12 protein-coding genes are annotated in these 11,235 nt (G+C 73.5%); 2 read left to right on the forward strand and 10 right to left on the reverse strand.

Annotation, left to right across the window (positions count from 1 at the left end):
- The coding region (locus ACZ4VK_RS35885; protein WP_468361962.1) for a hypothetical protein at positions 1-191 on the forward strand (191 nt) is incomplete at its 5' end.
- A gap of 85 nt (positions 192-276) precedes the next feature.
- A complete protein-coding gene (locus tag ACZ4VK_RS35890) occupies positions 277-1,056 on the forward strand; it encodes a VOC family protein (RefSeq protein WP_468361965.1) in 780 nt (259 codons plus the stop codon).
- A 46-nt stretch (positions 1,057-1,102) separates the two neighbouring features.
- On the opposite strand, the gene ACZ4VK_RS35895 is transcribed toward ACZ4VK_RS35890, so the two are convergent.
- From ACZ4VK_RS35895 to ACZ4VK_RS35940, 10 genes are all read right to left on the reverse strand, one after another.
- On the reverse strand, positions 1,103-1,855 hold the full coding sequence (locus ACZ4VK_RS35895; protein ID WP_468361967.1) for a PIG-L deacetylase family protein: 753 nt from the start codon (positions 1,853-1,855) through the stop codon (positions 1,103-1,105).
- A gap of 126 nt (positions 1,856-1,981) precedes the next feature.
- Positions 1,982-3,103 (reverse strand): GntR family transcriptional regulator, encoded by a 1,122-nt coding sequence (locus ACZ4VK_RS35900; RefSeq protein ID WP_468361970.1) that lies wholly within the window; start codon positions 3,101-3,103, stop codon positions 1,982-1,984.
- A 74-nt stretch (positions 3,104-3,177) separates the two neighbouring features.
- Positions 3,178-4,485, reverse strand: coding sequence for an alpha/beta fold hydrolase (locus ACZ4VK_RS35905; RefSeq protein ID WP_468361973.1), 1,308 nt, complete (start codon positions 4,483-4,485; stop codon positions 3,178-3,180).
- A 160-nt stretch (positions 4,486-4,645) separates the two neighbouring features.
- The gene (locus ACZ4VK_RS35910; protein ID WP_468361976.1) at positions 4,646-5,746 is read right to left on the reverse strand and encodes a glycoside hydrolase family 5 protein; all 1,101 of its coding nucleotides are present in this window, start codon (positions 5,744-5,746) and stop codon (positions 4,646-4,648) included.
- A 155-nt stretch (positions 5,747-5,901) separates the two neighbouring features.
- Positions 5,902-6,852 carry an ABC transporter substrate-binding protein gene (locus ACZ4VK_RS35915; RefSeq protein WP_468361979.1) on the reverse strand — a complete coding sequence of 317 codons (951 nt, stop codon included), beginning with the start codon at positions 6,850-6,852 and terminating at the stop codon, positions 5,902-5,904.
- Positions 6,849-7,526: an ABC transporter permease gene (locus tag ACZ4VK_RS35920; protein ID WP_468361982.1), complete on the reverse strand. Its 678-nt coding sequence runs from the start codon at positions 7,524-7,526 to the stop codon at positions 6,849-6,851. The genes ACZ4VK_RS35915 and ACZ4VK_RS35920 overlap by 4 nt, the downstream gene beginning before the upstream one ends.
- The gene (locus ACZ4VK_RS35925; RefSeq protein ID WP_468361985.1) at positions 7,523-8,203 is read right to left on the reverse strand and encodes an ABC transporter permease; all 681 of its coding nucleotides are present in this window, start codon (positions 8,201-8,203) and stop codon (positions 7,523-7,525) included. Before ACZ4VK_RS35925 ends, ACZ4VK_RS35920 begins: the two co-directional genes overlap by 4 nt.
- 135 nt (positions 8,204-8,338) lie before the next feature.
- Positions 8,339-8,728, reverse strand: a complete 390-nt coding sequence (locus ACZ4VK_RS35930) for a VOC family protein (RefSeq protein WP_468361988.1) — start codon at positions 8,726-8,728, stop codon at positions 8,339-8,341.
- 96 nt (positions 8,729-8,824) lie between these two features.
- On the reverse strand, positions 8,825-9,655 hold the full coding sequence (nadE, locus tag ACZ4VK_RS35935) for an ammonia-dependent NAD(+) synthetase (RefSeq protein WP_468361991.1): 831 nt from the start codon (positions 9,653-9,655) through the stop codon (positions 8,825-8,827).
- Between the two features lie 168 nt (positions 9,656-9,823).
- The gene (locus tag ACZ4VK_RS35940) at positions 9,824-10,960 is read right to left on the reverse strand and encodes a sulfite oxidase (RefSeq protein ID WP_468361994.1); all 1,137 of its coding nucleotides are present in this window, start codon (positions 10,958-10,960) and stop codon (positions 9,824-9,826) included.
- Positions 10,961-11,235: the final 275 nt, after the last annotated feature.

An 11,235-nucleotide genomic window follows, 5' to 3' on the forward strand; every position in this document is an offset into this window, starting at 1 on the left:
GAGGGAGGCAACGCGGAGCGTTGTGGACCGACGACAACGCGGCGAGGTGCGGTGCCAGGCGTCGCGAGCCCGGCCTGATCGACAAGACACCCCCTGGAGGCGAAGGCGGCTGGTCGGCCGGTCGGATGAACACGGGCGGCTGGGGCTGCGCCGCGGGAACCGAGGGGCGAGGATCGGTCATCGTGGCCTGATGCCGTGGGGTCCGGTGGCTCCGGAGGCCGACGGAACCGGCCGGCGGGCCACATCGACGGACGACGGAAGGACAGGACACCTCTCATGCTCGGTACGCAGTTCACCAAGGGTTCTCCCAACTGGCTCGACCTCGGCAGTCCCGACACCGGGACGGCGGCCGCGTTCTACGGCGCCGTGTTCGGCTGGGAGCTCCGCTCGGCGGGGCCCGACGGCGGGGGTTACGGCTTCTTCCAGCAGGACGGCCGCACGGTCGCCGCGCTGGGCCCGCTCACCGAGGAGGGCGCGCGCAGCGCCTGGACGGTGTACTTCCGGACACCGGACGCGGACGCCACCGTGAAGGCCGCGGAGGCCGCGGGCGGCACCGTGCGCCTCCCGGCGTTCGACGTCATGGACGCGGGCCGGATGGCCGCCCTCACCGACCCGGGCGGCGCCCAGTTCTCGGTCTGGCAGCCGGGCACCATCGAGGGCCTGCAGCGGACGTCGTCCGCCAACACCCTCGTCTGGGTCGAGCTGCACGTCGCGGACCCGGAGTCCGTCCTCGGCTTCTACCGGGCCCTGTTCGACTGGCGGTGGACGGAGATGGAGGCCCCCGGCATGACGTACCGGGTCGTCTCCACCGCGGAGGGCGACACGGAGGACGCCTCCTTCGGCGGCGCCGCGGAACTCCAGGACGCGAGCGGCACCCCGCGCTGGATCCCGTACTTCGAGGTCGAGGACCCCGACGCGATCGCCGCGTCCACCCAGGGCAACGGCGGCTCGGTCCTGATGCCTCCGGCCGACATCCCGGACGTCGGCCGCATCGCCTGGCTCACCGACCCCTTCGGCGCGACCTTCGCTGTCCTGAAGCCGGCGCCGATGAGCTGACCGCCCGGGCCCCTGCGGGGCTCGGCGGCGACGGGGGCGTAGGCCGTCACCGGGCGAAGAGTTCGAACGTCACCGCCGGGCGGTCGCCGAAGCGGGCGGAGGCGCGGCTTGTCGTCATCGTGAGGAAGTCGCGGACGTACGACTCCGGGTCCTCGTCCGTCAGGGCCTCGATGTAGGCGCGGTGGCAGAGGAGCGAGCGGATCGCGCGGTCCAGGCCCGGGGTCGCGTCGATCGCGTGGGTCGGGGTGCTGGAGGCCGCCACCGCGACCCAGCGGACGCCGTTCCAGGGCTCCAGGCCCTGGTCGGTGAGCTCGGGGAAGATCCAGCGGTTTCCGGCGTCGGCCGCCGCGTCGAGCGTGGCGCGGCCGACGGCCAGGTGGTCGGGGGTGTTCCAGGGGGCGCCCGGGCCGCCGCCCCAGGTGTCGCGGTGGTTGAGGGTGACGACGAGTTCAGGGCGGTGGCGGCGGATCGCGGCCGCGATGTCGCGCCGCAGCCCGAGCCCGTACTCGACCACCCCGTCGCGGTGGTCGAGGAACTCGACCGTCTCCACGCCGACGACGGCGGCGCTGTCCCGCTGTTCCCGCTCGCGCAGGGGCCCGCAGACGTCCGGGGCCAGCGTGTCGATACCCGCCTCGCCCCGGGTGGCGAGGACGTAGACGACCTCCTTCCCGGCGTCCGTCCAGGCGGCGACGGCGGCCGCGCAGCCGTATTCCAGGTCGTCGGGGTGGGCGACGACGGCGAGCGCGCGCTGCCAGTCGTCCGGCATCTCCGCGAGGTCCGTGACATCGGTTCCGTTCATGATCGCAGGATACGGGCCCGCCTCCGAGGCTGTCGGGCGGAACGCTCCGGAAAAAGGATCAGGCCGTCCAGCTGCCGGTTCGGGGACCAACTGCGGGTCTTGCAGCATCCGTTCGCGCGGTACAGCTCACCCCTGGGGCCTTCGCGCGCCCCCGCCGCACGAGGCCCTGACGACGAGCCGGGGGCGCAGCTGCACCTGGTGCAGCGGGGCGGCCTCGCCCTCGGCGAGGCGGCGGAGCAGGATCTGCGCGGCGAGCCTGCCGAGCTGGTACTTGGGCGGCGAGACGGCGGTCAGCGGGGTCTCCGCGACGTCGGCGAACTCGTTGTCGTAGCTGATCAGGGCGAGGTCGTCAGGGACCCGGAGTCCGGCGCGGCGGGCCGCTCCGAGCATCAGCGCGGCCTCCCGGTCACCGAAGCAGAGCGCGGCGGTGACTCCGGCGTCCCGCAGCGCGGCCAGGGCCCGGTCGGCGCGGGCCGGGTCCCAGCGGGCCATCACGTCCCGCTCGTACGCCGGGGCGGCGGGCAGTCCGAGGTCGGTGAGGGCGCGGTCGAAGCCGGACTCGATGGGCGCGGTGGTGGGCGCGTCGGTACGGGCGACGAGCCCGAGGCGTTCGTGGCCGAGGGCGCGCAGGTGGCGTACGGCGTCATAGGCGCCGCCCTCGTGGTCGGTGCAGACGTGCTCGGTGGGGTCGCCGGGGCCGTGGGCGGTGAGCCGGCGCTCGACGAGGACGGCGGGGACGGGCAGCGCGAGGAGTTCCTCTGCGCGCCGGCCGGGGTCGGTGGCCGTGTGCAGGCTGGGGACGAGGAGCAGTCCGTGGACGCCGGCCGAGAGGAGGCGTGCGACGGCGGCGTCCTCCTCGGCGGGGTCGTAGTGGGAGCAGGCGAGGACGAGCCGGGCACCGGCCGTCGCGAGTTCCTTCTCGATGCCCTGGAGGACGCGCGGGTAGTAGAACGTGGTGTCGGGCACGAGGACGCCGACGATCCGCTGCCCGGTGGCGTCCCGTTCGGGGCGGTGGGCGGCGAAGGTGCCCACCCCCTGGCGGCGTTCGACGAGTCCGAGGGCGACGAGGTCCTCGTAGGCGCGGCGGACGGTCGTCACCGACAGGCCCGTCTCGGTGGCGAGGGCGCGTTCGGTGGGCAGTTTGCTGCCGGGCGGCCAGGTGCCGTCGAGGATGCCGCGCCGCAGCTCGGCCATGAGGGCCCGGAACTTCAGCTCACGGCCGGACGCCGGAGTCTCGCGTCCCTGCATCCGGGCCCCCTCGTCCGCTCGTCCCTGGCGCGCCGCATCCTATGCGGCAGCGGTCACGGGCCGCCCCGGTGCGGTCAGATCTCGTTCCGGCTGAGGGCGAGCAGCCGGTCGAGGACGCGCGGCCCGCCGGCCCGTACCCCGTCGTGCTCGAACTCGTCGGTCACCCAGGTCCGCAGGCCCCGGACGGTGCGCGCGGTGTCGAGGGAGTGGGCGGTGTCCACGTACATGTCGTCGTGGTAGACGGCCGCGGCGACCGGGACGCGGTTGTCGGCCAGGCGCTCGGGGTCGTAGAGCGGGGCCCAGTCGGTGCGGGCGGCGAGGAGTTCCGCGGTCTCGCGGAGCGGGCGGAGGGCGGGGTCGGTGGTGAAGTGCCAGGGGTGGACGGTCTCGCCGGTGAAGAGGAACGGGCGGCCCTCGGCGAGCGCGGCGCGGGCGTCGAACTCGGGGTACTCCTCGCGGACGCGTTCGGCGGCCCAGTCGGTGGGCCCCTGGCCCTGGGCGTAGATGGCCTCGTGGAGCACGGCGTACAGCGGGTGTCCGGCGTACGACAGGTGGCCCTGGACCTGTTCGAGGAAGGCATCGGCGAGCGCGGGTCCGCCGGGGGTGGGGACGAAGGCGCCCTCCAGGAGGAGGTGGAGCTGGTGGGTGCCCTCGCCGGAGCCGAGGAGGATGCCGAGGGACTGGAAGGCCTCGGGGGTGAGCAGGCCGCCGCCGGGGAGGGTGACCTCGTGGTCGACGAGGTGGGCGGCGATGGCGCGGGCCCGTTCGGCGTCTTGCGGGTAGCGGGCGAAGTGGGCCTCGTTCTTGCGCCGGATACGGGGGTAGGCGGCGCGGTAGACCTCGTCGGCGGTGGCGTACAGGGAGGGCAGGCCGCCGGTGATCAGGACCCGCTCCAGGCCTTCGGGGGCGGTGGAGAGGTAGTGGGTGGCGCAGAAGCCGCCGAAGCTCTGGCCGAGAACGGTCCAGGGGGCGCCGCCGGTGAGCCGGCGGCGGATCAGCTCGCAGTCCGCGACGATGGAGTCGGCGCGGAAGTGGGCGAGGTAGTCGGCCTGTTCGGCCGGGGTGCCGCGGAGCGGGAGGGTCTGGCGGTTGGCGGGGGTGGAGCGTCCGGTGCCGCGCTGGTCGAGGAGGAGGACGCGGAACTCCTTGACGGCCCGGCCGAGCCAGGCCTGCGGTCCGATGAAGCGGCGGGCGCCGAAGCCGGGCCCGCCTTCCAGGTAGACCAGCCAGGGGAGCCGTTCCCGGTCCGCTCCGGCGTTCCCGCTCGCGACGACCTCACGGCCGAAGACCTCGATCCGCTCGCCGTCGGGGCGGGAGTGGTCGAGGGGGACGGGGAAGCGGTGGTCGGTGAGGACGAGTCCCGGCTGCCGGTAGGTGGTCACGCTGTTCCTGCTCCTGTTCGGTACGCCCCCGCGAGGACAGTGGATCCGAGGACAGTGGATCACATGGCGGGGGCGTACCGGAGGCGGGCGGCCGCAGGGGCCTGGAGTGTCACCGGGCCGGGGGCGTCAGGAGGTCGGGGACCTCAGGAAGCAGGGGACCTCAGGAGGTCGGGAAGTCGTCCGCCGTCCTGATGCGGTCCCGGATCCAGACGCCTGCGGGCTTCAGCGAGCCGGTGCCGGTCCACGGGCCGCCGGCGTCGCAGGTGCCCGTCTTGAAGACGGCGCCGCTGCGGTGGTCGTCGGAGAAGTTCCAGTTGACCCAGCTGATCTTCTTGGCGGCCATGACGTCGAGGTACTTCTGCGTCATCGCGAAGTCGTTGCCGCCTTCGCCCGCGTAGTTCTGGGTGCCGAACTCGGTGACGAAGACGGGCAGCCTGTCGGCGGCGCGGGAGAGGGTCTTGAGGTACTCGTCCCGGTGCGAGTACGCGTAGAAGTGGAAGGTGTACATGATGTTGCCGGCGTTCACCGGGTTGGACACGACCTCGGACTCGTTCGCGCCCTCGGAGACGCCGAACGAGGACCACGCGCGCGTGCCGACGAGGACCGGGGTCTCGGGGTCCTTGGCGCGGATCACCGGGATGAGCTTCTCGGCGTAGCTCTTGATCCGGGACCAGGAGACACCGCTGGGCTCGTTGGCGATCTCGTAGAGCAGGTTGGTCTTGGCGCCGTGGCGCTGGGCGATCTCGGTGAAGAAGGTCTTGGCGCGGGCGAGGTTGTGGTGGGGGTCGCCGGGGTCGAGCATGTGCCAGTCGACGATCACGTACATCCCGCGTGCGGTGGCCTGCTCGATGAGGGAGTGGGCAAGGTCGGTGTACTTGCGGGGGTCGGTCTCGTACCCCTCCTCCTGGACGTACGTGGAGACGCGCAGGACGTCGGCTTTCCAGTCCTTGGCGAGGGCGTCGAGCGAGCCGGAGGTCAGGCAGTGGCCGTACCACTGGGTGCCGTGGCTGGACATGCCGCGCAGCTGGACCGGATTTCCGTGGCGGTTGCAGAGCTTGGTGCCGCAGACCTTGAGCTGTCCGTTGATCGCGGCGGGGGTGGTGGCGGCGGGGCCCGCGGTCGCGGTGGGCGGTGCCGTGGCCAGGCCGAGGAGGAGGGCGCCGAGGGCGGTTCCCGCGACGCCGAGGCGCCGGAGGCGGGGGCGGCTGGGGGTGGGCGGTCGGACGGTTCGTGCGGTTCGTGCGGTTCGTGCCGAAGTCATGGGGGTCTCCCGGTACGACGAACGAGGGCTGCGGAAGTCCGCAAGGAATGGAAGGAAACTTTCCTAACGGATGAATAGCAGGGACGTGGAGCGGCTCGCAAGGGTCATGACAGGAGACGCTGTTCAGCGGGCTGACAGAACGTCCGGGGCGCGCCTCACCGTCGTACGAGGCCCCTGTCCGCGAGGTAGTTCCGTGCGACGTCCTCCGGGAGCCGCCGCCAGCTGTCCACCTGTTCGTTGAGGTGGGCCAGATCGGCCGTGGTCAGGACCGTGTTGAGGCGGGCGAGCGCACCGGTGACGCCCTCGCTCCCGGCGCGGGCCCGGTTCACGACGGGGACGACGTGGTCGGCGTTCTGCAGACGCCGGTCGTCGGCGAGCAGCACGAGCCCGAAATCGTCGAGCGTGGCGTCGGTGGTCGTGGTGAGCACCAGCTGGTCCTCGCCGTTCTGGACGGCCTGCTTGGCCGGGGTGGTGCCGACGCCCTTGGGGTCGACGGCCGTCACGTCGATGCCGTAGACCTTCCGCAGACCGGGCGCGCAGTACGGCCTGCGGACGCATTCGTCACCGGCCGCGAGCCGGACGGGGAGGCCGGTGGCGCCGAGGTCGCTGAGGGTCTTCAGACGGTGCTCGGCGGCGAACGCGGCGGTCACGGCGAAGGCGTTCTGGTCGACGGCCCGGCCGGCGTCGAGAACGGTGAGCCCGCGCGGGCCCGCGAGCGCGCGGAGGGCGGTCATGGTCGCCGCCAGGTCGGGCGACCCGACGGTCGGCGCGTCCGCCCCGTGGACCTTGGCGTTCAGCCAGTCGGCGAAGGTCGCCGCGTACTCCGGCACGACGTCGATCTGGCCGCGCTCCAGGGCGGGTTCGTACAGCTCGCGGTTGGTGACGCTCAGGATCTTCGTACGGTATCCGGCCTCCTCGAGGAGCAGGGCGTACATCTGGGCGAGGAGGTCGCTCTCGGTGAACCCGGCGGATCCGACGGTCAGCCGACGGCTGTCGCCCGGCGCGGCCGTGACCGCACCCCGGCCCTCCAGGGACGGGCCCGAGGCGCAGCCGGCGGCGCCGAGCAGCAGGAAGAGGGCCGCGAGGCGGGCGCGCGGCGGCTTCACGCGCCGCTCCCCCGCGCCCCGGCAGGCGGCGCGAGGCGCTGGACGCCCTCGAAGACCCCCTCCACGAGGAGCGCGAGGACCGCGACCAGACACGCACCGGCGACGACCTGCGGGGTGGAGGCCAGGTTGAACCCGGCGGTGATGATCCGGCCGAGCCCTCCCCCGCCCGCGAGCGCGGCGACGGTGGCGGTGGCGACGAGCTGGACCGCGGCGATCCGTACGCCGGTGAGGACCAGCGGCAGCGCGAGCGGCAGTTCGACCCGGGCCAGGGTCTGACCGCCCGTCATGCCCATGCCCCGGGCGGCCCGTACGACGTCGGCGTCCACGTCCCGCATCCCCACGTACGCGTTGGTCAGCAGCGGAGGCACGGCGAACAGCACCAGGGCGATGATCGTCGGCCACTGGCCGTACGTGCCGATCGGGCTGAGCAGGAGCAGGACCAGGACCGCGAAGGTGGGGACGGCCCGGCCCGCGTTGGCGAGGTTCACGGCGAGCGCGCCGCCCCTGCCGAGGTGGCCGAGGACGAGGGCGACGGGCAGGGCGATCGCACAGCTGATGGCGAGGCAGACGACGGTGAGGAAGAGGTGCTCGCCGAGCCGGTGCCAGACGCCGTTCTCGCCTGACCAGTGCGCGGAGGTCGTCAGCCACGACCAGGCGTCGGCGAGGGTGGTCACGCGGCCCGGCCCCGGGTCCAGGGGGTGAGCAGGCGCTGGGCACCGAGGAGGAGCAGGTCGGCGGCGACGGCGATGAGGACGCAGAGCACGGACGCGGTGAGGACCTGGGCCTTGAAGTAGGTGTTCATCCCGGCGTAGATGAGGTTCCCCAGGCCCCCGTGGCCGACGATCGCACCGATGGTGACCAGGGAGACGGCGGAGACGGCGGCGATCCTGAGCCCGGCCATGGCGGCGGGCAGCGCGAGCGGCAGTTCGACGGCGAGGAGGAGCCGGACCGGCCCGTAGCCGAGGCCGCGCGCCGCCTGCCGGGTCTCCTCGGGCACGGCCCGGAGTCCGGCGAGGATGTTCCGTACGAGGAGGGTCAGGGAGTACAGGACGAGGCCGGCGACGACCAGGGCGGCGGAGAGTCCGTACACGGGGAGGAGCAGCGAGAACATCGCCAGGGCCGGAATCGTGTACAGGAGCGTGGTGATCCCGAGGACCGGCCCCGCCGCCAGGCGCCAGCGGCGGGCGGCGACGGCGAGGGGCAGGGCGATCAGCAGGCCGAGGGCGAGGGAGACGCCGGTCAGCTGGAGGTGCTGGACGACGGCGTCGCCGAGGATCTCGCGACGCGTGGAGAGGTAGGCGCCGCAGATCCACTCGTTGCGGGCGAGGCAGTCGTCGGGCGGCGCGATCACGCTCCCATTCGAGGGGGTACGGGGCGGCGGCGCACGCGGACCGGTCCGTTCGGGTCGGTCGGCGCGGGGCCGGGGCCGGTCCGCCCGGGTCGGCGCTCGGCTCCGTCGGCGCTCGTCCCGGGACGGGCCGCTCGGTCAGCGCTGGTCCTGGAGTACCGAGAGGACGTTGCCCGCCGGGTCCGTGAACCAGGCGATGGCCGGTCCGCCCTCGGCCCGCGTGATGCCCTTCTCGTCGGCCTCGAACTCGGGGTACCGCTCCAGGGTCACCCCGCGTCCGGTCAGCTCGTCGACGGCCCCGTCGATGTCGTCGACCTCGAAGTTGAGGACCGTGAAGGTGGCGGGGGTGTGGTTCTCCTTGGGGTACACGAAGATCCGGCCCCCGCCGTCGAGGGTGAGGAAGAGCATCCGCATGTCCCCCTCCCCCTCCTCCTCCACCCGCAGGCCGAGGGTCTCGCCGTAGAAGCGCCGGGCGGCGTCGAGGTCGTCGACCGAGAAGCTGCTGAATGCCGAGGTTTCGCCGAACATGACGTGCTCCCTTCCGGGGGCCTGTGGTGAGGCACCCCTTCCAGCATCCGCCGACCGTCCGGAGTCCGCCGCCCGTCCGCTCCCGCCCGGGGTCGTTCAGGGGGCGATCGGCAGCTGCCGCTTGTGCTCGGTGAGCTCGTAGCGGCGCACGATCGAGGCGAAGGCTGCCTCGCCGACCGGCTTGCCCTCCAGGAAGTCGTCGATGTCGTCGTACGTGACGCCGAGCGCGTCCTCGTCGGGCTTGCCCGGGTCCAGGGTCTCCAGGTCGGCCGTGGGAGTCTTCCAGACCAGGCCGTCCGGGGCGCCGAGCTCGGCGGCGACCGCGCGGACACGCCGCTTGGTGAGGCCGGTGAGCGGGACGACGTCGGCGGCGCCGTCGCCGAACTTGGTGAAGAAGCCGGAGACGGCCTCGGCGGCGTGGTCGGTGCCGACGACGAGACCGTCGTGCGCGCCGGCGACCGCGTACTGCGCGATCATGCGCTGACGTGCCTTGATGTTGCCCTGCACGAAGTCCTGGTGGTGGGCGTCGCGGAAGGTCACCCCGCCGGCGACGCAGGCCGCGAGGGCCGCGTCGCTCGCCGCCTTGACGTCCACGGTGAGGACCTGGTCGGCGCGGATGAAGCCGAGGGCGGTCTGCGCGTCCTTCTCGTCGGCCTGGACGCCGTAGGGCAGGCGCATCGCGTAGAAGGTGGCGTCGTGGCCGGCGGCGCGGGCCCGCTCCACGGCGAGCTGGCAGAGCCGGCCGGCGGTCGTGGAGTCGACGCCGCCGCTGATGCCGAGCACGAGGGACCGCAGGCCGGTGGAGGTGAGCCGCTCCGTGAGGAAGGCCACCCGGCGCTCGATCTCCGTCCGCGGGTCGAAGGTCTCGGAGACCTGGAGGTCCCGGGCGATCTGCTGCTGGAGGGCGGTGGGCACCGGGTCGGTCACGGAGGTCTCCTCGTCAGGTTCGGTCGGCGGTGGATGCGCGGCGTGTACGCAGGGGTACCGGAGCAGTGCGCCGACGGGGTACGGGGGTCGACTTTACGCACCGGGGCCCGCGGCCGTCGCCCCGCCCCGTAGGTGCCCGGCCGTCGCCCCGCCCCGTACGTCCCGGTGTCAGGCTGCCGTCGCGTCCGGGGTGCAGAGGACCTCGACCCGCTGGACGGCGTTGTTGGCGAAGCCGCCGCGGTTCCACGGGGCGGTGATTGGCTGGACATTGCCTTCCGCGTCGGTGGCGCGCACGGTCAGACGGTGCGGCCCGGGCGTCGCCGTCCAGGTGGCGCGCCAGGCGGTCCAGGCCCACGGGTGCCGGGGGTCCGGGGCCAGGTCGGCCTCCGTCCAGGTGGCGCCGTCGTCCTCGCCCACCTCGACCCGGGTGACCGGCCCGTGGCCGGACCAGGCGCGGCCGGTGAGCGGGACGGGCCCGGGCCGGACGACGCGGGTCCTGGACATGAAGTCGGGGAATCCCGGCGGCGCCATCAGGGCCCGGGGCGCGATGAGGGTGACCGGCTCCCCCGGCTCCTCGGCCGCCTGCCGGAGGCGGTAGGCCACGCTCTGCTGGAAGCCGGTGTACGGGGTGGAGGTGAGCGTGATGTCGTGGAGCCACTTCACGTGGGCCATGCCGTACCAGCCGGGGACGACGAGCCGGAGCGGGCTGCCGTGCTGCGGGGGCAGGGGCGCCCCGTTCATCGCGTACGCGACGAGGACGTCCCTGGCCGGGTCGGCGGCCGTCGACAGGGGCAGGCTCCGGCGGTAGTCCTGTTCGACGCCCCGCTCCACCCCGTGGTCGGCGCCCGTGAACACGGCTTCGACGGCGTCGTCCGCGATGCCGGCCTCGGCGAGCAGCGCCGTGAGGGGGACACCTGTCCAGTCGGCGGTACCGACGGCCTCGACCAGCCAGGGCTGGCTGACCGGGCGGGGTGTGAGCCGGGCCCGGCCGTTCCCCGCGCACTCCAGGGTGACGCGGTGGGTCACGGAGGGCCGGCTGCGCAGCGCGTCCAGGTCCAGGTCGAGCGTCCGGCGCACCCGGCCGCCGACGGTGAGCCGCGCGCCGGCCTCGTCGGTGGCGGGGATGTCGTAGTGCACCAGGACGTAGTGGAGCCCGGGCGGGGTGACGTCGTACCGCAGCGCTTCGAGGGGAAGTCCGTGGTTGCGGGCGGCGAGAGCGAGCTCCTGCGCGGTGACGCCCTCGTCGGGACCCGCCACGCGTCCTGGTGCGCTGATGTCGCTCAGACCGCTCGGGGATGCGTCCATGCCCTCATGGTGCGCCACGCCCCACGGCCGGGCACACCGGGCGCCCTGCCCGACCCCAGGGCCTGTCCGGAAATCAGCGCCGCGAGGCAGGCGGGGCTTTCCGGACGCCCCCTAGGGGGTGTCTTGTCGATCAGGCCGGATCAGGGAGCGGCGTCTGGTGCCGTGCCTCGCAAGGCGGAGGAGGGAGGCAACGCGGAGCGTTGTGGACCGACGACAACGCGGCGAGGTGCGGTGCCAGGCGTCGCGAGCCCGGCCTGATCGACAAGACACCCCCT

Source organism: Streptomyces sp. NPDC028711, assembly GCF_055565415.1.

Bases quoted from the DNA above. Each gene is read 5' to 3' on its own strand.
- ACZ4VK_RS35900 (WP_468361970.1), bottom strand. From the start codon at position 3,103: ATGCAGGGACGCGAGACTCCGGCGTCCGGCCGTGAGCTGAAGTTCCGG.
- ACZ4VK_RS35895 (WP_468361967.1), bottom strand. From the start codon at position 1,855: ATGAACGGAACCGATGTCACGGACCTCGCGGAGATGCCGGACGACTGG.
- ACZ4VK_RS35940 (WP_468361994.1), bottom strand. From the start codon at position 10,960: ATGGACGCATCCCCGAGCGGTCTGAGCGACATCAGCGCACCAGGACGC.
- ACZ4VK_RS35890 (WP_468361965.1), top strand. From the start codon at position 277: ATGCTCGGTACGCAGTTCACCAAGGGTTCTCCCAACTGGCTCGACCTC.
- ACZ4VK_RS35930 (WP_468361988.1), bottom strand. From the start codon at position 8,728: ATGTTCGGCGAAACCTCGGCATTCAGCAGCTTCTCGGTCGACGACCTC.
- ACZ4VK_RS35910 (WP_468361976.1), bottom strand. From the start codon at position 5,746: ATGACTTCGGCACGAACCGCACGAACCGCACGAACCGTCCGACCGCCC.